23 protein-coding genes, 1 tRNA gene and 1 pseudogene are annotated in these 25,835 nt (G+C 65.4%); 2 read left to right on the forward strand and 23 right to left on the reverse strand.

The window, feature by feature from the left end:
- Positions 1 to 280: 280 nt before the first annotated feature.
- From rpoC to secE, 8 genes are all read right to left on the reverse strand, one after another.
- The gene (rpoC, locus tag VKZ50_17195; protein HLJ61463.1) at positions 281 to 3,724 is read right to left on the reverse strand and encodes a DNA-directed RNA polymerase subunit beta'; all 3,444 of its coding nucleotides are present in this window, start codon (positions 3,722 to 3,724) and stop codon (positions 281 to 283) included.
- 55 nt (positions 3,725 to 3,779) lie between these two features.
- Entirely contained in the window at positions 3,780 to 7,454 is a 3,675-nt protein-coding gene (gene rpoB, locus VKZ50_17200; GenBank protein ID HLJ61464.1) for a DNA-directed RNA polymerase subunit beta, read from the reverse strand.
- A 222-nt stretch (positions 7,455 to 7,676) separates the two neighbouring features.
- The gene (rplL, locus tag VKZ50_17205) at positions 7,677 to 8,057 is read right to left on the reverse strand and encodes a 50S ribosomal protein L7/L12 (GenBank protein ID HLJ61465.1); all 381 of its coding nucleotides are present in this window, start codon (positions 8,055 to 8,057) and stop codon (positions 7,677 to 7,679) included.
- A 42-nt stretch (positions 8,058 to 8,099) separates the two neighbouring features.
- Positions 8,100 to 8,840 carry a 50S ribosomal protein L10 gene (rplJ, locus tag VKZ50_17210; protein HLJ61466.1) on the reverse strand — a complete coding sequence of 247 codons (741 nt, stop codon included), beginning with the start codon at positions 8,838 to 8,840 and terminating at the stop codon, positions 8,100 to 8,102.
- Positions 8,841 to 9,083: 243 nt separating this feature from the next.
- A complete protein-coding gene (rplA, locus tag VKZ50_17215) occupies positions 9,084 to 9,797 on the reverse strand; it encodes a 50S ribosomal protein L1 (protein HLJ61467.1) in 714 nt (237 codons plus the stop codon).
- Between the two features lie 119 nt (positions 9,798 to 9,916).
- Positions 9,917 to 10,339 carry a 50S ribosomal protein L11 gene (rplK, locus tag VKZ50_17220; protein ID HLJ61468.1) on the reverse strand — a complete coding sequence of 141 codons (423 nt, stop codon included), beginning with the start codon at positions 10,337 to 10,339 and terminating at the stop codon, positions 9,917 to 9,919.
- Positions 10,340 to 10,363: 24 nt separating this feature from the next.
- The gene (nusG, locus tag VKZ50_17225; protein HLJ61469.1) at positions 10,364 to 10,870 is read right to left on the reverse strand and encodes a transcription termination/antitermination protein NusG; all 507 of its coding nucleotides are present in this window, start codon (positions 10,868 to 10,870) and stop codon (positions 10,364 to 10,366) included.
- Between the two features lie 296 nt (positions 10,871 to 11,166).
- Positions 11,167 to 11,472 carry a preprotein translocase subunit SecE gene (secE, locus tag VKZ50_17230; protein ID HLJ61470.1) on the reverse strand — a complete coding sequence of 102 codons (306 nt, stop codon included), beginning with the start codon at positions 11,470 to 11,472 and terminating at the stop codon, positions 11,167 to 11,169.
- A gap of 645 nt (positions 11,473 to 12,117) precedes the next feature.
- On the opposite strand from secE, the gene VKZ50_17235 reads away from it, so the two are divergent.
- Together VKZ50_17235 and VKZ50_17240 are read left to right on the forward strand one after the other, a co-directional pair.
- Positions 12,118 to 12,573, forward strand: coding sequence for a hypothetical protein (locus VKZ50_17235; protein HLJ61471.1), 456 nt, complete (start codon positions 12,118 to 12,120; stop codon positions 12,571 to 12,573).
- Between the two features lie 129 nt (positions 12,574 to 12,702).
- Positions 12,703 to 12,909, forward strand: coding sequence for a hypothetical protein (locus tag VKZ50_17240; GenBank protein HLJ61472.1), 207 nt, complete (start codon positions 12,703 to 12,705; stop codon positions 12,907 to 12,909).
- Positions 12,910 to 12,917: 8 nt separating this feature from the next.
- Here VKZ50_17240 and VKZ50_17245 read toward each other — a convergent pair whose 3' ends face one another.
- From VKZ50_17245 to tuf, 15 genes and pseudogenes are all read right to left on the reverse strand, one after another.
- On the reverse strand, positions 12,918 to 14,189 hold the full coding sequence (locus VKZ50_17245) for an ABC transporter substrate-binding protein (GenBank protein HLJ61473.1): 1,272 nt from the start codon (positions 14,187 to 14,189) through the stop codon (positions 12,918 to 12,920).
- On the reverse strand, positions 14,186 to 14,551 hold the full coding sequence (locus VKZ50_17250; protein HLJ61474.1) for an ABC transporter substrate-binding protein: 366 nt from the start codon (positions 14,549 to 14,551) through the stop codon (positions 14,186 to 14,188). The genes VKZ50_17245 and VKZ50_17250 overlap by 4 nt, the downstream gene beginning before the upstream one ends.
- 333 nt (positions 14,552 to 14,884) lie before the next feature.
- Entirely contained in the window at positions 14,885 to 16,390 is a 1,506-nt protein-coding gene (locus tag VKZ50_17255) for an aminotransferase class V-fold PLP-dependent enzyme (protein ID HLJ61475.1), read from the reverse strand.
- Between the two features lie 177 nt (positions 16,391 to 16,567).
- A complete protein-coding gene (locus VKZ50_17260; protein HLJ61476.1) occupies positions 16,568 to 17,149 on the reverse strand; it encodes a DsrE/DsrF/DrsH-like family protein in 582 nt (193 codons plus the stop codon).
- Positions 17,150 to 17,161: 12 nt separating this feature from the next.
- Entirely contained in the window at positions 17,162 to 17,413 is a 252-nt protein-coding gene (locus VKZ50_17265) for a sulfurtransferase TusA family protein (GenBank protein HLJ61477.1), read from the reverse strand.
- A complete protein-coding gene (locus VKZ50_17270) occupies positions 17,410 to 18,642 on the reverse strand; it encodes an MBL fold metallo-hydrolase (GenBank protein ID HLJ61478.1) in 1,233 nt (410 codons plus the stop codon). Before VKZ50_17270 ends, VKZ50_17265 begins: the two co-directional genes overlap by 4 nt.
- 52 nt (positions 18,643 to 18,694) lie before the next feature.
- Positions 18,695 to 18,874: pseudogene (locus tag VKZ50_17275) on the reverse strand (ATPase, T2SS/T4P/T4SS family).
- A gap of 74 nt (positions 18,875 to 18,948) precedes the next feature.
- A complete protein-coding gene (locus tag VKZ50_17280; GenBank protein ID HLJ61479.1) occupies positions 18,949 to 19,896 on the reverse strand; it encodes an NAD-dependent epimerase/dehydratase family protein in 948 nt (315 codons plus the stop codon).
- 358 nt (positions 19,897 to 20,254) lie between these two features.
- The gene (locus tag VKZ50_17285; protein HLJ61480.1) at positions 20,255 to 21,199 is read right to left on the reverse strand and encodes an ABC transporter permease; all 945 of its coding nucleotides are present in this window, start codon (positions 21,197 to 21,199) and stop codon (positions 20,255 to 20,257) included.
- A gap of 46 nt (positions 21,200 to 21,245) precedes the next feature.
- The gene (locus VKZ50_17290) at positions 21,246 to 22,853 is read right to left on the reverse strand and encodes an ABC transporter substrate-binding protein (GenBank protein ID HLJ61481.1); all 1,608 of its coding nucleotides are present in this window, start codon (positions 22,851 to 22,853) and stop codon (positions 21,246 to 21,248) included.
- A 53-nt stretch (positions 22,854 to 22,906) separates the two neighbouring features.
- Positions 22,907 to 24,094 carry a pyridoxal-phosphate dependent enzyme gene (locus VKZ50_17295; GenBank protein ID HLJ61482.1) on the reverse strand — a complete coding sequence of 396 codons (1,188 nt, stop codon included), beginning with the start codon at positions 24,092 to 24,094 and terminating at the stop codon, positions 22,907 to 22,909.
- 35 nt (positions 24,095 to 24,129) lie between these two features.
- On the reverse strand, positions 24,130 to 25,062 hold the full coding sequence (locus VKZ50_17300) for an ABC transporter permease (protein ID HLJ61483.1): 933 nt from the start codon (positions 25,060 to 25,062) through the stop codon (positions 24,130 to 24,132).
- Between the two features lie 251 nt (positions 25,063 to 25,313).
- Positions 25,314 to 25,390, reverse strand: a tRNA-Trp gene (locus VKZ50_17305).
- A gap of 64 nt (positions 25,391 to 25,454) precedes the next feature.
- Positions 25,455 to 25,607, reverse strand: a complete 153-nt coding sequence (rpmG, locus tag VKZ50_17310; GenBank protein HLJ61484.1) for a 50S ribosomal protein L33 — start codon at positions 25,605 to 25,607, stop codon at positions 25,455 to 25,457.
- Between the two features lie 90 nt (positions 25,608 to 25,697).
- Positions 25,698 to 25,835 (reverse strand): elongation factor Tu (gene tuf / locus VKZ50_17315; protein ID HLJ61485.1); only part of this gene is annotated, 138 nt, incomplete at its 5' end.

The following is a 25,835-nucleotide window of genomic DNA, read 5'->3' on the forward strand; positions in this document are numbered from 1 at the left end:
CCCTGGAGGCAATACGCTCAGATCGCTCGCCGCAAAGAGCTCAGCGCCCAGGGGGTGACATTTTCGCTGAACCGTTAGCATGACAGGATTGCTGAACTACGACACGCCTACCCCACCGACGATGCGACCGCGTCGCGAACCGTCGGGCCCGCCTTCGAGTCCTGCGCCGTCAAGACCGTCGGAGGCGGCTTCCTGCGAGACGTTGGGCCCGCGCGGCACCAGGCGCGCGGGCCCGCCCTCACTTTAGTCGACGACCGAGCACACTCGCCGATCGTGCTCGCTACGCCAGACCTTCCACCGTCACCTTCGTCGAGCGGTATCGCGGCATACCAGTACCGGCCGGGATCAACTTACCGATGATCACGTTCTCCTTCAGACCGAGCAACGGGTCCACCTTCCCCTTGGTCGCGGCGTCGGTCAGCACCCGCGCCGTCTCTTGGAAGCTCGCGGCCGACAGGAAACTCTCCGTCGCGAGCGACGCCTTGGTGATCCCAAGAAGCACCGGGCGCGCGGTCGCCGGTTCCTTGCGTGACGCCATCACCCGCGCGTTCTCGCCCTCCAGCGCGAACACGTCGACCAGTTCGCCGGGCAGGAACTCCGTATCGCCCGGCTCCTCGATCTTCACGCGCCGCAACATCTGGCGGACGATGATCTCGATGTGCTTGTCGTTGATGTCCACGCCCTGCGACCGGTAGACACTCTGGATCTCCTGGACGAGGTAGGCCTGCACGGCCGCCAGTCCCTTGATCCGAAGAATGTCATGCGGGTTGACTGACCCCTCGGTCAGCTGGTCGCCGGCGGACGCCTTGTCGCCGTCGGCGATCCGCAGCCGCACGCCGTACGCGACCGGGTACTCGCGCTCGTCGTCGCGGCCGCTGACCGTGATGATCCGGCTCCCCTTGCTCTCGGAGACGTGCGCCTTGCCATCGATCTCGGCGATCACCGCCTGTCCCTTCGGCCGGCGCGCCTCGAACAGCTCTTCCACGCGCGGCAGGCCCTGGGTGATGTCGAACCCGGCGACCCCACCCGTGTGGAACGTCCGCATCGTCAACTGCGTGCCCGGTTCGCCGATCGACTGCGCCGCGATGATCCCTACGGCCTCGCCGATCTCGACCAGTTTCCCGGTCGCCAGGTTGCGGCCGTAGCACTTCGCGCAGATGCCGTAGCGGGTCTTGCACGTCAGCACTGAGCGGACTACCACCGACGTGATGCCGGCCTCCTCGATCTGCTCGGTCGCCGCCTCGTCGATCTCCTGGCCGGCTTCCACGATCACCCGCTTGCTGCGCGGCGCGATGATGTCCTCGGCCGCGACGCGGCCGGTGATCCGGTCGGCCAGCGGCACGACGACCTGACTGTCGTCCATGATCGGGGTCATTTCCACCCCGGACGTAGTCTTGCAGTCTTCGTCCCGCACGATCACGTCCTGCGCGACGTCCACCAGCCGCCGGGTCAGGTATCCCGACTCGGACGTCCGGATCGCGGTGTCCGCGAGCCCCTTGCGCTGACCGTGGGTGCTGATGAAGTACTCGAGGACGGTCAACCCCTCGCGGAAGTTGGCCTTGATCGGAAGCTCGATGATCCGCCCGGAGGGGTCGGTCATGAGCCCGCGCATGCCAGCAAGCTGCCGGATCTGCTGGATGTTGCCTCGCGCGCCCGACTGCGCCATCATGTACAGCGGGTTGAAGGGATCGAACGTGTTCAGCATCCGCCGCGTGATCGTCTCCGTGGCCTCGGTCCAGACGTCCACGGTCTTGAGGTACCGCTCCTCGTTGGTGATCAAGCCGCGGCGGTACTGCGTGTCGATCGCGTCCACGTCCTTGTCCGCCTTGGCGAGGATCTCTTCCTTCTCCTTGGGGATCACGATGTCGGAGAGCGCGATTCCGCTGCCGCTGACCGTGGCGTAGTGGAACCCCAGGTCCTTGATGCTGTCGAGCAGCTGCACGGTCTTCGTGGAGCCGAGGCGGTTGTACGCCTCCGACACGATCTGCGACAGGATCTTCCGGTCGCAGACCTCGTTGATGAACCGCAGTTCCTCGGGGATCGCCTCGTTGAAAATGACGCGCCCGACGGTCGTGTCGATCAGCTCACCGTCGTGGCTGAGCCGGACCTTGATCTTCGCGTGGAGATCCGCGACCCCGCTCTCGTACGCGAGGATCACCTCATCCGGACGGCTGAAGATCTTTCCCTCACCCTTGGCGCCGTCGGCCTCGAGCGTCAGGTAGTACGAGCCGAACACGATGTCGCGCGTCGGCGAGGTGATCGCCCGGCCGTACGCCGGCGACAGGATGTTGTACGCGGACAGCATCAGGATCCGCGCTTCCGCCTGCGCCGCGGCGCTGAGCGGCACGTGCGCCGCCATCTGGTCGCCATCGAAGTCCGCGTTGTACGCGGTGCAGACCAGCGGGTGCACCTGAATGGCCTTGCCCTCGATCAAGACGGGCTCGAACGCCTGGATCCCGAGGCGGTGCAGGGTCGGCGCGCGATTGAGCATCACCGGATGCTCGTGCACGACCTCCTCGAGCACGTCCCACACCTCGGGGCGCGCCCGTTCCACCATCCGCTTCGCGCTCTTGATGTTCTGGCTGAGCCCGCGATCCACGAGCTTCTTCATGACGAACGGCTTGAACAGCTCCAGCGCCATTTCCTTGGGAAGACCGCACTGGTGCAGCTTGAGCTTGGGGCCGACGACGATCACCGAACGCCCGGAGTAGTCCACCCGCTTGCCGAGCAGGTTCTGGCGGAACCGCCCCTGCTTGCCCTTCAGCATGTCCGAGAGCGACTTGAGCGGCCGGTTGTTCGGCCCCGTCACCGGACGGCCCCGGCGGCCGTTGTCGATCAGGGCGTCCACGGCCTCCTGCAGCATCCGCTTCTCGTTGCGCACAATGATCTCGGGCGCGCCGAGGTCCAACAGCCGCTTCAGCCGGTTGTTGCGGTTGATCACCCGTCGGTACAGATCATTGAGATCGCTCGTCGCGAACCGGCCGCCGTCGAGCTGGACCATGGGCCGCAGGTCCGGCGGGATCACCGGGATCACGTCGAGGATCATCCAGGACTGGTCGTTGCCGCTCTTGCGGAACGCCTCGACGACCTCCAGGCGCTTCAGGATCTTCATCCGCTTCTGGCCGCTCGCGGTCTTGAGCTCGGTGCGAAGCTTCTTCGTGGTCGCTTCGAGGCTGATCTCCTGGAGTAGCTCCTTGATCGCCTCCGCGCCGATTCCGGCCTTGAACCCGTTGCCGTACTTCTCCCGCAGATCACGGTAGTCGGCCTCGGTCAGCAGCTGGTTCCTGGCCAGGCCCTTGATGTGCCCGGGGTCGGTCACGACGTAGGACGCGAAGTACACGACCCGCTCGAGCGCCCGCGGGGACATGTCGAGGAGCAGCCCGATCCGGCTCGGCACACCCTTCAGATACCAGATATGGCAGACCGGCGCGGCCAGCTCGATATGGCCCATCCGCTCGCGGCGCACCTTCGCACGGGTGACCTCGACGCCGCAACGATCGCAGATGATCCCCTTGAACCGGATACGCTTGTACTTGCCGCAGTGGCACTCCCAGTCCTTGGTGGGGCCGAAGATCCGCTCGCAGAACAGGCCGTCGCGCTCGGGCTTGAGCGTCCGGTAGTTGATCGTCTCGGGCTTCTTGACCTCGCCCCGGGACCACTGGCGGATCTGATCGGGGGAGGCCAGCGCAATCTTGACCGCGTCGAAGTTGTTGACATCCTGCATGATCTCAGCGCGCCTCCAGGCGTGTGTGTCCGCTGTTGTGCCTCACTCGCATCCCCTAATACTCCTCGACCAGCGCTTCTTCGCCTTCGAGATTGATGCCAAGAGCGCGGGCGGTTTCCGCGATGTCCTCCTCGATCTCCTTGAGCTCGATCTCCTTCTGGTCCTCGCTCAGCACCTTCACGTCGAGGCAGAGGCTCTGGAGTTCCTTGACGAGCACCTTGAAGGACTCGGGAACCCCGGGCTCCTGGATGTTCTCGCCCTTGACGATCGCCTCGTACGTCTTGACCCGCCCGACGACATCGTCGGACTTCACGGTCAGCAGCTCTTGCAGCGTGTTCGCCGCACCGTAGGCCTCGAGCGCCCAGACCTCCATCTCCCCGAACCGCTGCCCGCCGAACTGCGCCTTGCCGCCGAGCGGCTGCTGGGTGATCAGGGAGTAGGGTCCCGTGGAACGGGCGTGGATCTTGTCCTCGACGAGGTGGAGCAGCTTCAACATGTAGATCTGCCCGACCGTGACCTCCTGCGCGAACGATTCGCCGGTGCGGCCATCGTACAGGCGCGTTTTGCCGGTGTCGTCGACCTCCACGCGCTTACCGGCCTCGGTCTGCCCCGCCCTCGAGAGCAGCTCCCGGATCTCGTCCTCGCGCGGCCCGTCGAACACGGGCGTCTCGGCGTGGAACCCGATCAGCTCCGCGGCCCAGCCCAGGTGCGTCTCGAGCACCTGTCCCACGTTCATCCGGGAGGGCACGCCGAGCGGATTCAACACGATGTCCACGGGCGTGCCGTCCGGCAGGTACGGCATGTCCTCTTCCGGCAGGATCTTGCTGATCACGCCCTTGTTGCCGTGGCGGCCGGCCATCTTGTCGCCCACCGTGATCTTGCGTTTTTGCGCGACGTACACGCGCACCAGCTGGTTGACGCCAGGCGAGAGTTCATCGCCCGCCTCGCGCGAGAACACCTTGACCGCCACGACCTTGCCTTTTTCGCCGTGCGGCACCTTGAGCGAGGTGTCGCGGACCTCGCGCGCCTTCTCGCCGAAGATCGCGCGGAGCAAGCGCTCCTCCGCGGTGAGCTCGGTCTCGCCCTTGGGCGTGACCTTACCCACCAGGATGTCGCCGCTGCGCACCTCGGCACCGATGCGAACGATCCCGCGCTCGTCGAGGTCGCGCAGCGCCTCCTCGCCGACATTGGGGATGTCGCGGGTGATCTCCTCGGGGCCGAGCTTCGTGTCCCGCGCCTCGACCTCGTACTCTTCGATGTGGATGCTGGTGAAGAGGTCCTTCTGAACCAGCCGCTCGCTGATCAGAATCGCGTCCTCGTAGTTGTAGCCCTCCCACGGCATGAACGCGACCAGGATGTTGTGCCCGAGCGCGAGCTCGCCTTGGTCGGTGCACGGCCCGTCGGCGATCACGTCGCCGACGCTGACCCGCTCCCCGACCTCGACGATCGGGCGCTGGTTGATGCACGTCCCCTGGTTGCTGCGCTGGAACTTGACCAGCCGGTACGTCCGTTCCTTGCCGCGGTCCGGCTTGATGACCACCGCGTCACCGGTGACGCTCGTGATCTCGCCGACCTCCCGCGCGACCACGACCGCGCCCGAGTCGACCGCCGAGCGGTGCTCCATCCCGGTACCGACGAGCGGGGCCTCGGTCCGCAACAACGGCACCGCCTGGCGCTGCATGTTCGAGCCCATCAGCGCGCGGTTCGCATCGTCGTGCTCCAGGAACGGGATCAATGCGGTCGCGACGCTCACCATCTGCTTCGGCGACACGTCCATGTAGTCGACCTCGTCGGCCGGCACCAGGACGTTCCCGCTGCCCCGTCGGGCGATCACGCGCGACTCGGTGAGCTTGCCCTCGGCGTTGATCTTCGCGTTCGCCTGGGCGATTGTATAGCGCTCCTCGTCGTCGGCGGTCAGATATTCGATCGAGCGCGTGACGCGGCCGTCACGCACCCTGCGGTAGGGCGTTTCGATGAATCCGTACGGGTTGACGCGGGCGAACGTCGCGAGCGACGAGATCAGGCCAATGTTCGGGCCTTCCGGTGTCTCGATCGGGCACATCCGCCCGTAGTGGGACGTGTGGACGTCGCGCACCTCGAACCCTGCGCGCTCCCGGCTCAACCCACCCGGGCCCAGGGCCGAGAGACGCCGCTTGTGAGTCAACTCCGCGAGCGGGTTCGTCTGGTCCATGAACTGCGAGAGCTGGCTCGACCCGAAGAACTCCTTGATCGCCGCCACGACCGGCCGGATGTTGATCAACACCTGCGGCGTGATCGCCCCCGCGTCCTGGATCGTCATCCGCTCCCGGATCACCCGCTCCATCCGGAGCATGCCGACCCGAAACTGGTTTTGCAGCAGCTCGCCGACGGATCGCACACGCCGGTTCCCAAGGTGGTCGATGTCGTCCGGCTTCCCCTGCCCGTTGTAGAGGGCGATCAGGTATCGAACGATCTCGGCGATGTCCCGCGGATGCAGGACCCGTGGCTGCGCGGACTCCTCCGGCGCCGGCTTGAACCCGAGCTTCTTGTCGAGCTTGTACCGGCCCACCCGCCCAAGGTCGTACCGGCGCGGGTCGAAGAACAGCGTGTTCAACAGGGTACGCGCGCTCTCGATCGTCGGCGGGTCGCCGGGACGCAGACGACGGTAGATCGCGAGCAGCGCGTCCTCCGGCGTCTTCGCCTCGTCCTTTTGGAGCGTTGCGGCGATCGCCTTGTCGTGGTCGTAGTACTTCGACACTTCATCGTCGGTGACGAGGGACAACTGTTCGCCTCGCCGGGCATCTTTCTGCTGGGAGATCGCGCGCAACAGGATCGTCACGGGCAGTTTCCGCGTCCGGTCGATCCGGACGTAGACGATCCCGTTGTTGTCCACCTCGAACTCCAGCCACGCCCCCCGGTGCGGGATCACCGTCGCGGTCGGCAACAGGTGGTTGTTCGTGTCGGGCGACAGGTTGTAGTAGACGCCCGGGGAACGCACGAGCTGGCTGACGACCACCCGCTCCGCCCCGTTGATGACGAACGTCCCCTGCTCCGTCATGAGCGGGAAGTCGCCCATGAACACTTCCTGCTCCTTGACCTCGCCGGTCTCCTTGATGACGAGGCGCACCTGCACCTTCAGGGCGGCGCTATAGTTGTAGTCGCGCTCCCGGCACTCATCGACCGAGTACTTGAGCTGCTCCAGCCGGTAGCCGTCGAACTCAAGCGGCAGGTCGCCGTGCTCGTCCTCCTGGACCGCCCGGGAGCGGCGCCGGCCCACGGCAAAGTGCAGCTCCAAGTTCCCGGTGAAGTCCTTGATCGGCGAGATCTCCTCAAAGACCTCACGGATACCCTGCCTGAGGAACCACTTGAACGAATCCCGCTGGATCTCGACCAGGTTCGGGACGTCGAGGACGTCGTGGATCTTGGCGAAGCTCACGCGGTTGCGCTTGCCCCGCTTGGTCACGCGGACCTCGCCCAGCCCCTTGACGGTCCGCAGGGACGCGTGCGACGCCGCGGGCGGCGGCGGCGCCTGGAACAACGCGACGGGCGCCCGCTCGGCCTTCGTATCCAGCAGGATCGTCCGTGCGAGACGGGGACGTGTCTTGGCGCCTTCGCGCTGCTGCGGTTGCTGGAGACGCGCGCGCGCGGCGTCTCTGGCGACGAAGCGCATCGCGCCCGTCTTGGCCCGCGTTCCCTTCTTACCGGCGGCAGTCTTGACTCTGGCCTTCGGCGATACGGCCTTTGCCTTCACGCTTTTCGCCTCCAGGTGAGCTTACAAAATGTCCGGGACAAGACGCACGCACATCACGCCCCGGAGACCGATCGTCCGCTGGGTGCCCCAGCATAGAGGTGGCGCAATACGTGGCATTATAGGAGTAAAATAAATATTACTCCTCGAACCCAAGCCAGTCAAGGGGGTCGACCGGCGCCCGCCGGGCGCCGCCGCCCCCTCCGCCCTTCGTTCCCAGCTCGGCTACTTGATCTCGACCGTGGCGCCGACCTCGGACAGCTTGGCCTTGATCGTCTCGGCCTCCTGCTTGCTGACCTTCTCCTTGACGGGCTTGGGCGCGCCGTCCACGAGGTCCTTCGCTTCCTTCAGCCCGAGCCCGGTCAGCTCGCGCACGACCTTGATCACCTGGATCTTCTTGTCACCGATCGCCGCGAGGATCGCGTCGAACTCTGTCTGCTCTTCGGTCGCCGCAGCGGCTGCCGCCGCACCCGGCGCCGCCGCAACCGCAACGATCGGGGCCGCGGCCGAAACGCCGAACTTCTCCTCGAGGACCTTGACCAGTTTCGACAGGTCCAGCGCGGACAGCCCCTCGATCTGCTCCACGATCTGTTCAATTGCTGCCATTCTTATCCCCTCCCGCTACGCGGTTTCCCTGTGACGCCTTCTTTACGTCCCTGACGCATCCCCCGCGGGCTTCTCCGGCGCCGTCTCGGCGCCGCCTCCCACCTCCGCCGGACCGGCCGCGTTGACCGGACCCGACGGATTGACCTCGCCGGCGGCATCGGCCGGGCTGGCTGCCTCCGCCTGGGCCACCGCTTCCGCCTGGGCGACCGCGTCGGCCGGACCCGCCGGTTCCGCTCCGCTCGCTGCTTCGGCCGGGCTCGCCGTTTCACGCTGCTTGCGCACGGCGTCGAGGACGGTCACCAACGCCCGCTGCGGTCCGGTGAGGACGGTGACGAGCCCGCGGAGCGGGGCCTGCATCGTCCCGAGCAGCTTGGCCACGAGCTCCAGCTTGGTCGGCAGCGTGGCCAGGCTCTGGATTCCTTCCGGACCCAGCGTTTGTCCCTCAACCACGCCGCCCTTGATCCCCAGTTTCCGATACTGCCGGATGAACTCCTGAAGGATCCTCGCCGGCGCGCCCGGTTCATCTCGCCCAAAGACCACGGCCGTCGGTCCGACGAGGTACGGCTCCAGGCCTCTCACACCAGCCTGATCAGCGGCCCGGTTGAGCAGGGTGTTCTTGGCAACCCGGTATTCGAGCGACGCCTCACGCAGCTTGGCCCGCAGCGCACCGATCTCGCTGACGGTGAGGCCACGATAGTCTGTCAGGATGACGACGGGCGAGTTCCGGAGCTGCTGCTCCAGATCCTGAACTTCGGCGACCTTCTCGGGTCTCGGTTGATCCATACGATCCTCCTGGCCGTGGCCGCGTGTGAAACGAAAGAGACTCCCGTAGACACGGAGTCTCCCAGTCGTGGGGGCCTCGGCGGGTGGCCTGAGGGCCTTTACGCGCGTCCCGCGCACCCGCTGTCTACGGCATGCTTATTCGGTTCGGTTGGCGGCACCGCGGTGAACCGGCACGCGCCGTCGGCATCATATCACCGCGGGTCCCGATGGTCAACCGCCGCCCGCGGAACGGTCCTGGCAATCCTACGCCGTGCTGGCCGTCTCGGTCGTCTCCGCCTTGGACGGGTCGACGCGGATCCCCGGCCCCATCGTCGACGAGAGGCTGACGCTCCGAAGGTATTGCCCCTTGCTGGCCGCGGGCTTGTTCCGAACCACCGCGTGCATCAGCGTCCCAAAGTTCTCGAGGAGCGCCTCGGTCGAGAACGACGCTTTCCCGAGCGGGAGATGCAGGATCCCGAACTTGTCCACCCGGTACTCGATCTTGCCGGCCTTGATCTCGCGAACCGCGCGGCCGACGTCGAACGTCACGGTCCCGGCCTTGGGATTCGGCATGACGCCGCGGGGACCGAGCACCCGCCCGAGCCGCCCCACGACGTTCATGACGTCGGGTGTGGCGACGGCGACATCGAACTCAAGCCATCCCCCCTGGATCTTCTCCGCGAACTCCTCCAGCCCCGCGTAGTCCGCGCCGGCCTCCTGGGCTTCCTTCACCTTGTCGCCCTTCGCAAACACCAGCACGCGGACAGATTTGCCCGTGCCGTGGGGCAGCACGACGGTGCCGCGGACCTGCTGGTCGGCCTGCTTGGGGTCGATTCCCAGCCGGACGTGCGCCTCGATCGTCTCATCGAACTTGGCGGTCGGCATCTGCTTCAGCAGCGCGACGGCCGACGGCGGATCGTACAGCCGTCCTTGTTCCACCAACTTGTTCGCCTCACGGTACCGCTTACTCTGTGCCATCTGTTCACCCTCCCTGTGTGGTCCGAGCGGACGCAACGTCCTCCCACTTGGCCCGTCCCGAGAGTTCTCCGTCACCCATGCGCGCTCTCGGGACCCCCGGGCCTCTCGCCGAACGCCTGCTACGCCACCTCGATGCCCATGCTTCTGGCCGTCCCCTCGATCATCCGCATCGCGGCGTCGATGTCCTTCGTGTTGAGGTCCGGCATCTTCGACTCGGCGATCTCCCGGATCTGCTGCCGGGTCACGCGGCCGGCTTTCTTCTTGTTGGGTTCGCCCGAGGCCTTCTCCAGACCCGCGGCCTTTTTGAGCAGGACGGACGCCGGCGGCGTCTTCGTGACGAACGTAAACGTGCGGTCCGCGAAAATCGTGATCTCCACGGGAACGATCGTGCCCGCCTGCCGGGCCGTCTTTTCGTTGTACGACTTGCAAAACTCCATGATGTTGACGCCGTGCTGCCCCAACGCGGGGCCGACCGGCGGCGCCGGCGTCGCCTTGCCGGCGGGAATCTGCAGTTTAACGATCGCGGAGACCTTCTTCATGATGCCTCCTAGCTCGCTCTGCCTACGCTAGATTTTCTCGACCTGCGCGAAGTCGAGCTCGACCGGCGTCTCTCGTCCGAAGATCGACACGAGCACGCGGACCTTCTCCTTCTCCGGGAGAATCTCGTCCACGACGCCGCTGAAGTCCATGAACGGACCGGAGTTGATCCGGACCGCGGACCCTTTTTGGTAGGTGATCCGGAACTTCGGCGTCTCGTCGCCGAGTTGCCGAAGGATCGCCTTGACCTCTTTGTCCTGGAGCGGCAGCGGTTTCGTGCCCGAGCCGACGAAGCCGGTCACCCCGGGGGTGTTCCGGACGACGTACCACGAGTCGTCGTCCATAGTCATCTCCACGAGCACGTAGCCCGGGAACACCTTCTTCTTGGCGATGCGGCGCTTGCCATCCTTGATCTCGATCTCGTCCTCCGTCGGGACGAGAATGCGGAAGATCTTCTCCTGCACGTTCATCGACTCGACGCGGCGCTCTAGGTTGGTTCGGACCTTGTTCTCGTACCCGGAGTAGGTGTGAATCACGTACCAGCGGGTGCCCGCCGCGGCCCGCGCGGCCTCAAGGGCGTCCTCGGTCCCCGGGGGCGTCTCGACCACGCCCTCGGGCGTCGCGACGTCTGCGGGTACGGACTGAGCGGGCGTCGGCGCGGGGGCCTCCAGTTCGCCTTCCGGCACGAGCACGCCCACCGGCGTTGCCTCGGGCGCCGGCTCCTGCGGCTCATCGCGGAACAGCTTTTGAATGATCGCCGCGGTGTCCGGCTTGGGCGCCTGCGGTCGGTTGCGATCGTCCGGCATGACTCGTACCCTCGTCAGTCAGGCTCTCAGCGGTTGAGGATCTGCTCGAAGATCTTTGCGAACACGAAGTCCCACCCGGCAAGATACAACGCGGTCACGATCAGCACGAAGACCACGACCACCGAGGACGCGATCAGCGTCTGACGATCCGGCCACGACACCCGTTTCAACTCCGCGCGAACGTCCAGCAGGAATCGTATCGCGACGTCGAAAACCTGCGGAACACGGCGGGCCTGTGACGCCTTAGGCCGCGTCGCCGCCCGGTCTCCGCTCGCCGTCCGGACGGGCTTGCCGATCGCCGGACCCGTTGTGCCGTCGCTCGCCCGTGCCATCGAATGTCCCCCAAACAAAAAAAGACTTCTTGCGAGGCGCCAATTTATTATAGCAGTCTCGCGGTCCCTGTCAACGCGTCCGCGCTCCAGGAAACGGGGCCAACCGAACAGCGCACGGGTCCTTGGAGTTGGGGTGACCGGGAGCACCCCCCGCACCGGAACACACCGACGGCGCGGAGCGCGCAGACCAGGGCGGGGGGAGAAGAACTGGCCCCTGGTGCCGCGCGTCCGCGCCGCCTAGGAGGACCGACACTCGAGTACGGGCCCCCTCACCTACTACTATCCCCACTATTGTGTGCGTCTAACCTCGGCCCCGTAACATTTCTTGGGTGCCGGCTCCGGCGCCTGACCGGAGATCTCCTGAATGGGACGCAAGTCTTGAAGGAACGCCCTACTCGGATCGCCGCGCCGGCATGACAGGGCGCTCGGCCGTGGAGGCAACCTCGTCAGGATGTGGGATTGTATGTGTAAGGCTACAAGGTGTATTTTTGTAAGAATTAGACGGGTGGGAATCGCCCGGTTCCATTTCGGGGTCTGCGGGTGTGGCCTATGGAGTCGTTGTTCGAAGAACAGGGAAAATGCCGAGCCTGTGGCTACCTCGGTCACCGGCCGACCAATCCTGTATTCGGCACAGAAATCCGCGAGGTGAGCGAGCCCCAGCGCGCTGGCAAAATCGACGTCCCCGTCGGGTCCACGCTGTCGTGCTACATGAAGGCCGCCGACCTCGAACAGGAGTACCTGCATCCTGCAACCCCGCAGACCGCGAGCGCCACCGTCAAAGCGATCCTCGACAAGAATCGCAAGTGCCTGAAATGGGATCCGTACATTCCCCAGTTCAGCCCCAAGGAACACTTCCACCTCCATCAGCAACAGCAGTTTGCGAGACAAATGGAGCGCAACCTGCGGACCTTCGAGGAACAACTGGAGCGGAGCAGGCGTAAGTTTGAAACCCAAATGCAGGTCGACACTCGACGCTTCCAAAGGAAGATCGCGCTCGTCACGGTCCTCCTGGCCGTGTTCGTCACGCTCGCGTACGCGCTGATGCCGATCGTCTATACGGTGCTCCTCAAGGCACGGATCGTGCGGGTGTTCGGCTTCTGACCGTCCAGCCACCGCCCACCGGGGTCCAGGTGGACACGCCGCGGCCGTCGGGTGCAACCGTAGGCCGCTTTTGCGCGTTTTAAGGGCATGGTAGTAGGTGGCGGTAGTGCGGCCGGTGGGGGGAAGAGTGTGACAGCACGCGTGGGCGTCCAAAAGTACACCGTGACACTCAAGTTGCACTTCGTGACCAAGGAAGATCGGCGTCAGATTGCCGAGGTGGCCTGGGCGGCGATCAAAGACGCGATCCGGTTCTATGGCCCCGATGTGCGAAGCGGCGAACTGGTGGATATCACGCCGGACGAACCGGCACCCACCAACAGGCTTCGCAAGGCATAGCGCCCCCGTTACTTCTCGATGTATGCGTCGCTGAACGCAGGGTACGTCGAGTAGTTGTACGTGACGCCCTGGATGTTCGAGCGGCGAACCCAGACGGACAGCTCGTCCATCATCGGCATCGCGACGGCCTGGTCGAGCAGCATGTGATCGAGCCGCGCGTAGAGCGCCGCTCGCTTCGCCGGGTCCAGCGCGCTGCGCCCGTCCGCAAGCAGCCGGTCCACGTCCGCGTTCGAGTAACACGACCAATTGAAATTGGTGCCGATGTTGGTCGAGGAGAAGAGCGCGTAGAGGGTGTCCGTATCGTTCGTGCGCAGGAAGATCGTGCCGAGGTTGTCCGCGCAGTGGAAGTTGTCCTGGGCGAAAGGCCCGAACGCCTGGCTCTTGATCTTAAGATCGATCCCGAGCTCCAAGAGTTGGGCCTGCACGGGTTCCACGTCGGGCAGGTCGCCGCCGCCGCTGTTGAGCGAGTTGAAGGTGAGGACGAGCGGCTTCCCGTCCTTTTGCCGGATGTGGTTGGGTCCCATCTTCCACCCCGCCTCGTCGAGGAGCTGCCCGGCCCTGCGCGGGTCGTACGGATAGTACGCACACGCGGCCTGGTCTTGCAGCAGCACGTGGCTCACAATACCGCATGCCGGCGACCCGAGACCGCGGTATACGGCGGCGATGATCGCCCGCCGGTTGATACCGTACATCACCGCTTGGCGCACCCGCACGTCGTCGGTCGGGGCGAGCCGGACATTGACGAGCCACAGGTACGCTGAGCCCGGAAACGGCCGTGTATCCTGCACGAGCCGCGGGTCTTTCCGCAACTCGGCGAGGATCTGGCCCCCGCCCGTCCCGTACCCGAGCACGTAGATCATCTGGGTTTCGCCCGACGATAGCGTGATCGCCCGGGTCTCGGCCTCCGGCACGATCTTCCAGACGATCCGGTCGAGATACGCCGGCCCTTGACGGCGGCTCCACGGCGCGCGGTGGCTGTACGCGGGGTTGCGGACAAACGTCACGTGGTCGTTCGTCACGTACTCGGCCACCGTGAACGGGCCGCTGCCCACCGGCCCCCGCTGCGTCTGCTGTGGCGTCTGCGCGGCCGTGGCCTTGGGCGACAGGATCGCGAGCGTGCCGCCGGCCACGTACGACAAGAACGGCGCGTACGGATCCTTGAAGCGCACCTGCACCGTGTGGTCGTCGACAACCGTCGACCCGGTGTATCCTACGAGGGCGTTCAGCGCGCCCCCCGCGCGAAAGTTGGGGTTCACGATCCGGTCGAGGTTCCACTTCACCGCGTCCGCGTCGAACGCGTGCCGTCGGAGAACCGCACGTCCTGCCGCAGGACGAACGTGAACGTCTTGCCGTCCGGCGAGATGCGGTAGCTCGTCGCGAGCCACGGGTTGAACTTACCGTCCGGGCTCTGGTAGAGGAGGCTCTCGAAGACGTTCAGGCTGCCGAGGAGGTACGTCGCCGCGGCCGCGGATGCGTGCGGGTCGAGCATCGTCGGATCCGCCTGCAGCCCGATCGTCACGGTCCCGCCGGTCACCGGCGCTCCGGTGGCTGCGACGCCGGAAAGAATCAGGGCCGCTACCACGGCGATCACTGCGACTGACCACCCGCCCGCGTGTGCTGTCTTACCGCTGCGTTGCGTCATGCACAAAGCCTCCCGGGGGGAAACTGCGTCAGTTAGGGCAACCGTTTCGATTTGTCGGAGTCGGTTCCTGCGCGCGTGTCCCGCAGCGGGGTGTCATGAGGTTTCCGGAACGTGTGGGGGACGCCGTGTTTGGTGAGCGACGGTGGGGTCCGTAGCTCGCCGACGCATCGGTAGACGGGACCAATGCCAACATTCCCGGCGCGCTTCTATTGGCTACCTGTGCTAGCGCCGCGAGCCGAACGTTGCTTCCACGATTGTGAGCCCGAGTTTGCTGACAATACTGGCGAATCGCACCAGACCATGTCAGCGGATCTTCGATTCGGGACGCTCGGATCAGGCTCCATCGCGAATGACGCGGCAGGAGTCGATGTCAAAGGTCGCGTCGCCGGTCGTCATCCGCGTCTGGTCGCGGAAGCTCCCGATGAAGCGCAGGAAGCGCCAAACGTCGGTAAAGTTCGTGGCCACGCCGATGGATGCGCGAATGGCGCCGGCGCTCTTGTGGTCCCGGTCCTGCATCATGCGCGCGAAACTGTGCAGATTGATGTCCGCCCCCAGTGCGAACCCCGCCCGCATGTCTTCCTCGGTCAGCCCTTCGGCGATCTCGCCCGTGCCGGGGTTGCAGAAGCACCCGGTGCGCAGAGAAATCCCTGCCTCCCCAGCCAGTTCCTCGACGCGCCGGTAGTCGAGCAAGTGTCCGTGCGGATCGTAGAGATTGAGCGTCACGGTCCCGCCACGCGCCCGCGTCGTCGCCGGGCCGTAGATGCGGACCATGGCGCGGCCGTCGCTGTGCCGCAGCGCCAACAGCTCCTCCAATAGCCATCCGGTCAGGCAGCGGACGCGTTCGCCGATCGTTTCGATGCCGATCGCCTGCAAATGGCGCAGTCCGATCTCGACCGCGGGGATGGCGAGGTAATTCAGCGTGCCGTCCTCGAAGCCGGCTTCGCTCGAGGCCAGGCGGTGGACCTGCCCTTGAACCGACGCAAAGTTTACCGTCCCGCCCGCGAACCAGGGACGCTTAAGCTTCGGGTACGTGGAGCGGCGGATGAGCAGGGCGCCGACGCCCGTTGGGTACCCAAACATCTTATAGAAGGAGATGCTCACGAAGTCTGGTCGCACGGCTGTCAGGTCAAGCCGACTCGTGGGCACAAACGCGGCCGCGTCGAGCAGCACGCTCCACCCTTTACGCTGGGCCGCAGCCACGACCTCGAGTGGGTGCTTGACGCCGGAGAAGTTGGACTGCGCCGGGTACGCGAACAGGTTGTCGCGCGACGGATCGGCCTGTTCGAGCAGCGTCTCCAGTCGGGCCATATCGAGGCGCAGCCCTGGCGTCACCAGCGGCGCGTAGGCCACGACCGCGCCCCTGGCTCGCGCGAATTCGCGAATCCCGTTCACGGAGTTGTGGTTGTCGAAGGTAAGCAGGTAGCGGCTGCCCGCAGCGAACGGGAACGACTCGCCAACCAGCTTCAAGGCTCCGGAGGCGTTTTGCGTGAAGACGACCACGTAGTCGTCCGCGGCGGCGTTGAAGTAGCTCAGCACATACCGGCGGGTGCGTTCGACGTGATCCGTCATAGCCTGAGAGGTCGGGTTGGCGGAGTGCGGGTTTCCGAAGACGCCCGTGCGCAGCATGTCGAAGTGCTTCTGCAGCTGCGACTCGCCGTAGAGAGAACCGCCGGTGTAGTCGAGATAGACGTGGCGCTGGTCGTCCAGCCGACGATATTCGGTTGCGCGCAGCTCGTCCAGCACGGCGGTGGCGACGTAGCCGGGGTATCGCGCCACAAAATCCGCGTACGCTTCGTCGTGGTCGACTCGCGCGTGCGGGGTCACGCCGACTATATCCACGATCCTCTCCGAGGGACGCCGGCGATGTTCCCAGTCCATGGGCTCATCGACCTTTCGGAGGTCGCACGGTAGGCACGCCGATGCGGCACGCTGGCCGGCAGCCGGTCGCAGGTGACCGCGGCCTTGTGGCGCTGCTCATTGGTAGCCCCCCCGACAGGAACGTTCTGATGCGACGCGTCAAATAAACAGGCTCGTCCGTGACCTCAACGAATCGGCAAGGAAGCTGGCGACTCCGCCGCACTCCAGGCCGGCGACGAGTTCTGACTCCTTGATCCCCATCAGATCCCGAGACATCTCGCAGGCGATCATGCGCACGCCCAGTTCCCGCGCGAGGGCGATCATTTCCTCAAGCGAGCTGACGTTCTTCGCCTTCATCATGGAGCGCAGCATCTTCGCGCCCACGCCGAAGTAGTTCATCGTCGACACCGGGAGGTTCTTGCTCGAACGCGGAGACATCAGGGCCATCAACTTTTGCGGGAGGGTCTTCCCGGAAAGCTGGCTATGCTGCTTGAGGACGCTCAGCCCCCAGAAGGTAAAGAACATGCTCACGTGTTGACCCATGGCTGCGGCGCCGGTAGCAATCACAAAAGCCGCCAGGACGCGGTCCAGGTCGCCTGAGAAGACGACGAGCGCGACCCGGTCCTCCGCTACCTGCCCCTCAACATGCGCAAGCCGTCCCTCGAGGTCCCGGAGCTTTTCCTCGAGCGCTTGCATCCGCGACGGGTCAGCGGCGAGTGTCGCGTCGGTACTGGCATCCATATCGTCTCCTCCTCACGCCGACCGCTTCACGTAGTGCACGTAGACGTTCGCGCCGTCCGTGGACTCTGTCTCCTGGGCGACCAACTCCACGGTCTTCGAGACCTTTGCCCAGCCTTGAAAGTCCGCGACCGAGCCCCGGTCCGTGGCCACCACCTTGAGCACCTGGCCAAGCGCAAGCTTCCCAATCTCTTTCCGGGCGTTGACCAGAGGCATCGGACAGCTGAGGCCGCGCGCGTCAAGGAGCTTGTCGAAAACCTGGCTCATTCTCGTCCCCCGCCGGAAGCCATGTAGGCCTGCGAAAGCGCACAAACATTCTTGCCCAACTCCAGCGTGGCGGCGTCTTCCTCCGAGGGCGTCAACAATCCTGCATTGACGCGCTTGATGTCCACGTACTCCGGGATGAAGTTGGGGAGGCTCTCGAGCAGGTAGCGAACGAATCCGTCCTCGCTCTCCCGCTGGAGCACGATCAAACCGTCATTCCGTCTCTTCAAATCGTCCAGCGACGCAGCGAAGCGTCCCGTCTCATCCGCCTCATCAAGGCCGCTGAAGTGTCCAGGCAGCACGGTGATCCTTCCCGGGAGGCCGAGAAGCTTCCGCAGCGACCGCCCGTGCAGAGGCGCCCAGGCTTCGGCCTTCCCGCCGAGGTCCGGCCGTGCAATGGACCGGATGAAAATGCTGTCACCCGTGAACAGATACCTGTCGTCGAGCCGCAACGCCACCAGACCGAGCGTGTGGCCAGGGATGTGGAGTGCCGTAAGTTCGTCCCGTCCGACCGGGAACATTTGATTGTCGCGAATGAACTCGCAGGGAATTGTCGAGGGCAGCATGTCGATGGGATGAATAGCGTCGTACGGATGCAGGTAGTACGGAGCGCCGATCTTGGCGGCGAGAGCGAATCCGCCGCTGATGTGGTCCGCGTGGCCGTGCGTGTCAACCACCGCCTCGATCGTGAGGCCCCTACCGCGCGCCACGTCCAGGTAGGGATTGAGATGGCGGAGGGGATCGATCACGATCGCCTTCCCCGCGCTGGCCACGATGTAGCTCAGACATCCCCGCGCGGGCCGGCTCACCTGGTAGATCGCCAGATCGGGACCGTCGACCACGGCGCGGGTCGCATAGTGCTCGCCCCAGGCTTTCATCCCGCCCTTGAGGTTGGCGCTGGTGTACCCGAGGCGGCGCAGCCCTTGCGCGACGAACTCCGAAGTGTCGCCCTTGGCGCATACCGCAAGAATCGGCAGATCGGAGGGAATCTGCCCCGCAAGGTCCCGCTCGACGTACGCGACGACGGAGTCCGTCATCTCGTCTTTGCCGCCAAGTTCGAGCATCTCGAAATACGGAATATTGACGGCGGGCACGGGGCTGCGGCCTTCGAGTGGAAAGCTCTCGAACTCATCGCGGTTGCGCACATCAAGAACAAAGAATTTGTCGCGACGTTCCAGCCGTTCGAGCAGATCTCCCGCCGTCCAGACGTCATCGTTCCGTCGTTCTGCCATCGTAGGCTCCCTCACCGGCACGCGACCAACGTAGGATACCAAGAGAAGAGTATCAACCGGAATCTCCGCGCGCAGCCCGGCGGCGGTCCCGTCGACCCACCCCGTGGAATGTCCCGGGAATGAAGGGGTCCCGATCCGTTGCAATCACCGAGTGCCCCGTGAGGGTGGCGTCCAGGACGCTCTCGGCGGTTTCGGGATTGCGGATTTCGCCGATCATGATGACATCCGGGGGCTCGCGGAGGCTGTAGGCTGAGAGGCACGAGGCATGCCATCATGGCTCTCCCAACAGGGGGCGCCGCGGTGCTCTCAGGGGGAACGCGGTGGCTTGTTCGAACGCCGAAAGGAAGCGGCGGTGGTTCGGATGCCGTCGGCATACGGGGTGCCCGCGAAGCCGAACCGCCTGGCGAATTTGCTGGAGTCAAATAGGTAGGGTGACTCGCTTTGGTAGAGCATCTCGTAGCTCTCGGCGACGAGCGGATTGAACCATCCGGCAAGCCGGATCATGGGCTTGCTCAGAACACGATATTTTGGAGCAACGCCCAATGCCGTCGCGGCCAAGCTGACAAACGCTCTTCCAGTGAGCGGATGGGGTGTCGTAGGGACATGCCAGGTCTGATTCCAGGCGGGCCCCCATTCGGCGAGGAGTACCAGGCTTTGCGCGGCATCCGGCGCGTACGTATAGGAGTGCGGAACAGCGTCGTTCACGAGCCACGAGGCCTTCTGCTGCCGGGAGAAGGGCTCGAAGACGAGAACATTCGCCACGCCGTTGCGTGCGCCGGGACCGTAGAAGTCAGCGGAACGCGCAATCATCCCGGTGAGAGCGCCTGACGTCCACTCATTGATGAGTGTGGTGGCAATCTTCGCGCGGGTGTCGCCTTTCTTACTGCACGGATTGAAGGGCGTCTCCTCCGTCATGGGTCCGCTGACCCTGCCGTACATGTACACGTTGTCAAAGAAGACGAGCTTTGCGCCAGCGCGTTTGCAGGCTTCGATGGTATTGCTCATGACACGCGGCCACAGTTCCTGCCAACACTTATGATCGTACTTGAGACCAACCAGCAGATGTACGACGCTGGAGCCGGCGACGGCGCGAATGGTCTGGTCCTTATCCGTGATATCCGCAGAGACCGTTTCGGTCGCGCCGGGAGTCTCTCGCGGCTTACGCCCGACGAGGCGGATCGGCTGCCCCCGTGCGGCCAGGAGTTTGACGAGTTCGTTCCCGATGGCGCCGCCCGCGCCGAGGATGGTGATCATGCGATTGTGGCGGCCGCGATCGTCGCAGGAATACTTGGTGTTCGAGGGATCGCTCTTTGAGTCACCACATGCACTATCCGGAGTGCCGGCTGACGACACGGAGCAGCCACTCGCCTCCCTCCGATACCCACTTCAACGCCAGTGTCCCACGGAGGCACTCGAACGTCAAAGGCTTGTCCACTCCTGACCGGTCACGTCGAGAGCGCCAATCGGCGACGGACGCCCAGATCCGGGGGCTTCACGGGGAATCATTCGAAAGGGCGCGCGGTGACCCACAGCCTGCCGAATCCGATCTCTCGCACAGGCCTCAAGGCCGTCGGTCTCCAACCCCGCGCTCCGCGCCTCGCGGCTGGCAAGGCTACGAGTACGTGATGGTAGGATTCAGATAGCTGTAGGTGACATCGACCAGCAAGTTGACGACGAGCACGATCGTGGCGAACAGCAGCAGCGCGCCCTGGATCACCGGATAGTCCCGACGGAGCACCGCTGCGACCGTCAGGTTCCCGACCCCCGGCAACTCGAACAGCGTCTCGGTGATGAACGCCCCGCTCATCAACACCGCGACGGCCAGGCCGATCACGGTGACAACCGAGATGACGGCGTTCCGGAAGGCGTGCTTGACGAGCACGACGGGCTCCCTGAGTCCTTTCGCGCGCGCCGTCCGCACGTAGTCAGAGTCGAGCACCTGCAGCATGCTGGCTCGCGTGATGCGGGCGATCAGGCCGGCCTGCAGCATCCCAAGCGCGAGCGCCGGCAACAGCAGGTGCTGGAGCCACGGCCCGACGCCCTCGGTCAGCGGCGCGTATCCGCCCGCCGGGAACCACCTAAGCCCGACAGCGAAGAAGAAGATCAGCAGCATCCCCGTGACGAACTCGGGCACGCACAGGCCGAATAGCGCCACGCTTGTCGTGAGCCCATCCTGCCAACTGTTTGGGTGCAACGCCGCCGCGAGTCCGAGCGGCACGCCGACGGCCACCGCGATCGGGAGGGCCACCGACGTGAGGCTGAGCGTCACGGGGAACCGCTGGACCAGCGCGTCGCTCACACTCTGCCCCAGGAAGAACGACTGTCCGAGGTCGCCGTGCGCGGCGCCGGCGACCCACGTCGCCAGTTGGACGTAGAGCGGCTTGTCGAGCCCCAAGCGGTGGTGGATCTCCGCCTTGCTCTCGAAAAGGGCTTCTTGCCCGAGAAACGCCGCCGCGGGATCGCCCGGGGTGGCATGCACGATGATGAACGACAGCACCGCCACCGCCGTCCACATCGGCACCAGCAGAACCAAGCGCTGCAGCACGTACCGCCCCACTGGGAGCTCTCACCTCACGGCAGTCAGCATCGTGCCCGCCGCCCGCTCAGGGCGTCTTCGAAACATTCCAGAACCGCGGTATCACGTAGAAGGGCCGGTATCCCTTGAGCCTGGTGCTCGTCGCCTCGGGCTCGAAGTAGTCACCGATGCGGATGACCGCCACGTCATCCCACACGAGCTGCTGTACCTTGGTCCACACCGCCTGGCGCTCCTTGAGCGGGAGCGACGTGTTCAACTGGTCCAGCAGTTGGTCCATGGTGTGGTTACAGTAGGTGTAGGCCGCGGACGATCCGCAGTGGAGCGACACACTCGTCTGAATCGGATCCAGACGCGGGGACCATCCGGTCTGGTTCATATGCCAGCCCTTCAGGCTCTGCGCGCGCTGGATTTGGGACGGCCAGTCCATCAGCTCGAGCTTGGCGTTGATCCCGGCCGCCTGCAGCTGCGCGGCGACCGCGACGGACGCCTTGTACATCCAGTCATAGTCCTGGTTGGTCAGGTAGGTGATCGGCTCGTTGTGGTACCCGGCCTCCGCCAGGAGCTGCTTGACCCGGGTCAGGTCCGGCTTGTTGTAGAACTCGGACCCGGCCGTCGTGTACCAGTTCTTCTGCTCGGGGAAGAAGATGCTGGACGACGTGCGGACGTATTCGGGCCGGCCGCCGAACGAGGTCGCGGCCAGCACCTGTCCCATGTTCAGCGATGCAATCAGGGCCTTCCTGAACGAGAGGTTGTTCATCGGCGGCTGCGAGTGGTTCAACTCGATCATGATGCCCCACTTGGGCTTGACGATCGCCACAGTGATGTTCTTCGTGGCCTCGAGCTGGGGCACACTCGTGATCGGGACCGCCTCGGCGAAATCATAGGCGCCGGTCAGCAGGCCCGCCACCCGGCTTCCTGACTCGGGGGCCGGGATGAACCCGATCTGATCCACGCACGCCACGCGCCGGCCGCCGAATCCGGTGGCCCCGCGGAACCTCGGATCGGGCTGGTAGCCGGCGAACCTCGTCACGCGCACCGCCACGTCCGGGCGCCACTCGGCGAACTGGTAGGGACCGGTTCCGACCAAGTCCTGCCCGCGGATCTCCTTCTCGCCGTACTTGTCGATGATGCTCTTCGGCAGGACAGCGAGCTGCGGGATCGGCATCGCCAGGTTCGGGAGGAGCGGAAAGTCCTTGGTCAAGTCGAACCGCAGGGTCGAGTTGTCCACCGCCGTGACGGCCTTAATGGGCGCGAGGCGCGCGGCGGCGCCCGGGGCGACCTTTAGGTAGCGATCGAACGAAGCCTTGACGTCCGCGGCGGTCATCGTCTGGCCGTTGTGGAACTTGACGCCGCCGCGCAGCTTGAAGGTGTACACTAAGCCGTTCGCACTAGTCGTCCACCCGGCCGCCAGTTGCGGGATGATCGAGTAACTGTCGTCGTAGGTCACAAGCGTCTCGAACAGGTAGACGTCGATCTGGCGCGCCGCAGTGGTCGTGGACAGCATCGGGTCGAGCGTCGGCGGGTTCGTCGCCATCGCCGCCACGATGGTGCCACCGCTCACGGCGCACGCGTCCGTCTGCGCGGCGAGCGGGGCGCCGAGCCCCACGAGCGCCGTCGGCACGCCCATTACGCAGGTCAGTATCAGCACGACGAGCGTTCTCCGTGTCCGGTTCATCGATGCTGCACCTCCTCCGTCACCAAGCGCGCGCGACGGAAATCGTCTCGCCGTCAAGAAAAGACGGCGTCCACCGGAGTTCGATACCGCGGATTTTCCTGAAAGCGCAACGCCGCCTCCATGTCTTTGAGGCCGGAACCGGTGATCGTGCACACCACCGTATCCCCTGAGGGAATGGCACCCTCCGCGCAGGCGGCTTGCAGCGCCGCGACGGCGTACGCGCCCTGGGGCTCGGCGAAGATCCCTTCGTCGAAGGCGACGAGTTGCTGGGCCGCGGCAACGTCCGCGCCGGTCACCCCGATCCACCGTCCCTCAGATGCCTGGATGCTGCGCCAGGCCCAGGCCCCGTCGAGCGGTCGGTAATACGCGCCGCTGCGGTACGGCTCTTCGTCCAGCCGGTGGATCGGCGCATGCCCGCGGTCCGTCACCTGCCCCCCACTGATCCGCGGGATCCGGGGAGCCAGCCCCATCGCAGCAAGCTCCACGAACCCCTTGTGCACGCCTCCCAACAGCCCCCCGCCGCCCACGCAGCAGAACACCTGGTCCGGCGGGCCGCCAAGGGACGCCGCGATCTCAAACGCAATCGTCTTGCCTCCCTCCACCATGTACGGGTTCACAGGCCGTGCCGACACCATCGGCACCTTGCCGTGCTGCAGAGCGTACTGCTGCATCCTGGTGTAGACGGCGAAATACCGGCCGATGTCCTCGGTGGAGGGCAGGAGCTTGACCTGCGCGCCGTACATCGAGATCTGCAGCCGCTTCGACTCGGCCGTGTCCACCGAGACCCACACCTCGGCATCGAAGCCGGCACGGGCGCAGTACGCAGACAGCGCCACGCCTACGTTGCCCGAGGAGACCGCCGCGAAGTTTGTCTTGCCCGCATCCGCGGCCTTGGAGATCGCGATCGACACCTGCCGATCTTTGAACGAACCCGTGGGACTAGCGTACTCCAGCTTCAGGTACAGGCGGTCCAGGCCGAGGCGCGCCGCCAGCCCGCGGCTACGGAGGAGCGGGGTGCTCCCCTCTCCCAGCGTCACGATCGCCTCGTCGCGCACTGCGGGCAGCGCCGCGCGGAACCGGTCCCAGATGCTGCCGTGCCCAGTCCACGTTCGCGCGAACTCGCCAGCCGCCCGCGCGTAGTCGTAGAGGACCTCCAGTTCACCGCCGCACGCGTCGCACCGGTACCGGAGCCCACCCGGGTACGATCGGCCGCAACTCACGCACCGCAGCGTCTCGGTCATGGCCGCCTCCTCCGTCTCCTCCACGCCCCGCCCCGTCACGGCCGCGCCGCTGCACCTGTCTGGCGTCTCGGGTTGAACAGGTCGCTCAGGCCGTCGCCCAGCAGGTTGAGCGACAGCACCGTCACCGCCACAGCGCAGCCAGGGAACACCACGAGCCATGGGGCCTGCTGAAAGATCGCGCGCGCCTCGCCGAGAATATTGCCCCAGCTCGCGCTCGGCGGCTGAATGCCGACGCCGACGAAGCTTAGGCCGGCCTCGCCGAGGATCGCGTAGGCGAAGAGGAACGTCTGCTGCACGACGAGTGGCGGGAGCAGCCCCGGCAACAAGTGCCGCAGGACGATCCGCCTCGGGGAGGCGCCGATCGCCCGGGCGGCTTCCACGTAGTCCACATCCCGCAGGACGAGCGCCTCTCCGCGCACGATCCGCGCAGTTCGGGGCGTGTACGTTAGCGACAGCGCGATCACCACGTTGGCGGCCGAGTTCCCCAGCACCGCGAGGATCACGAGGGCGAGCAGCAGCGGCGGGAATGCCATCATCACGTCCAGGAACCGCATGACGTAGTGGTCCCAGCGCCGACTCGCGCCCGAGATCACACCGAGTAGCGTGCCGGCAATCCCGGTGGCTATCATCGTGCACAACCCGATCAACAGGCTGTTGCGGCCCCCTGCCAGCAGGCGCGCCGCGAGGTCGCGTCCCAGCGCATCCGTGCCGAGAATGTGACGCGGCGAGGGCGACGTGAGGATGGCATCGTAGTCGAGCGCGTTCGAGTTGATGCGATAGAACACCGGGCCGACCGCGAGGACCAGCACGGTGAGGGCGAGGAGCGCCGCGCCGACCTTAGTTGCAGGGCTCAGCCTGAGCGGGTGCGACGCGCGAATCGGTTCCCCGGATGTCCGAGAACCCGGCCCGGCGATCGCTCGAGTTCCTGTCTTGGGGCCGGTTACCCCCTGGCTCCGATCGTTGCGCATAGTGAATGTTTCGACACCGCGCCCGGCCTATCCCATGTCGATGGCTGCCTTTCCCTCAGCAGAAGGCTAGCGCGCTGCATAATCATTCCCTACATCGTCTGTGGAACCACACCCGTCCACACGTGATCGGGACGCGCGATGCTGGCGACCGCGAAACGGTGGAACGGCAGATTCTCGATGTACACGCTGGACACCAGGAAGGGCGCACCAGGTGGACCACTCCGCAAGCTCGTACCCGGCTTGGGGTTTCCTGGCAGGGGCGGAGGGATTCGAACCCCCGGCCACTGGTTTTGGAGACCAGCGCTCTACCAAACTGAGCTACGCCCCTGCGTGCCTCGGCGCCCAGCTTTCTGGGAGCGCCGTCCACCACGAACCGCTAGCGCGAGTATACGCTACCGGGTCTCGCGATGTACAGTGTGCTTGCGGCACCACCGGCAGTATTTCGTGTGCTCCACCCGATCCGGTGTGTTCTTCTTGTTCTTCTTACTCGTATAGTTGCGCCGCTTGCACTCGTTGCAGGCCAGTGTGATGATGTCGCGCGGCATCGCTCAAACCCTCCACTTCTCGTTCTGCTACCTGCGTTTTTCAGTGGTTTGTCCGCGGCGTCGATCGTCCGGACAACCGGTCCGGCCGACCTACTCGAGGATCTTGGCGACGACCCCCGCCCCCACCGTCCGCCCGCCTTCCCGCACCGCGAACCGCTGCCCTTCCTCCAACGCGATCGGCGTGATCAACGCCGCCTCCATCGTCACGTTGTCCCCCGGCATCACCAT

The sequence above is a fragment of the bacterium genome, assembly GCA_035295165.1.
Taxonomy (GTDB): domain Bacteria; phylum Sysuimicrobiota; class Sysuimicrobiia; order Sysuimicrobiales; family Segetimicrobiaceae; genus JAJPIA01.

What these genes read in the sequence shown, in the direction of transcription:
- VKZ50_17250 (HLJ61474.1), bottom strand. Translation starts at nt 14,551, where the DNA reads ATGACGCAACGCAGCGGTAAGACAGCACACGCGGGCGGGTGGTCAGTC.
- VKZ50_17290 (HLJ61481.1), bottom strand. Translation starts at nt 22,853, where the DNA reads ATGAACCGGACACGGAGAACGCTCGTCGTGCTGATACTGACCTGCGTA.
- VKZ50_17270 (HLJ61478.1), bottom strand. Translation starts at nt 18,642, where the DNA reads ATGGCAGAACGACGGAACGATGACGTCTGGACGGCGGGAGATCTGCTC.
- rpmG (HLJ61484.1), bottom strand. Translation starts at nt 25,607, where the DNA reads ATGCCGCGCGACATCATCACACTGGCCTGCAACGAGTGCAAGCGGCGC.
- rplA (HLJ61467.1), bottom strand. Translation starts at nt 9,797, where the DNA reads ATGGCACAGAGTAAGCGGTACCGTGAGGCGAACAAGTTGGTGGAACAA.
- rplJ (HLJ61466.1), bottom strand. Translation starts at nt 8,840, where the DNA reads ATGGATCAACCGAGACCCGAGAAGGTCGCCGAAGTTCAGGATCTGGAG.
- VKZ50_17265 (HLJ61477.1), bottom strand. Translation starts at nt 17,413, where the DNA reads ATGAGCCAGGTTTTCGACAAGCTCCTTGACGCGCGCGGCCTCAGCTGT.
- rplL (HLJ61465.1), bottom strand. Translation starts at nt 8,057, where the DNA reads ATGGCAGCAATTGAACAGATCGTGGAGCAGATCGAGGGGCTGTCCGCG.
- VKZ50_17280 (HLJ61479.1), bottom strand. Translation starts at nt 19,896, where the DNA reads ATGATCACCATCCTCGGCGCGGGCGGCGCCATCGGGAACGAACTCGTC.
- VKZ50_17300 (HLJ61483.1), bottom strand. Translation starts at nt 25,062, where the DNA reads ATGCGCAACGATCGGAGCCAGGGGGTAACCGGCCCCAAGACAGGAACT.
- VKZ50_17260 (HLJ61476.1), bottom strand. Translation starts at nt 17,149, where the DNA reads ATGGATGCCAGTACCGACGCGACACTCGCCGCTGACCCGTCGCGGATG.
- rpoC (HLJ61463.1), bottom strand. Translation starts at nt 3,724, where the DNA reads ATGCAGGATGTCAACAACTTCGACGCGGTCAAGATTGCGCTGGCCTCC.
- VKZ50_17295 (HLJ61482.1), bottom strand. Translation starts at nt 24,094, where the DNA reads ATGACCGAGACGCTGCGGTGCGTGAGTTGCGGCCGATCGTACCCGGGT.
- secE (HLJ61470.1), bottom strand. Translation starts at nt 11,472, where the DNA reads ATGGCACGGGCGAGCGACGGCACAACGGGTCCGGCGATCGGCAAGCCC.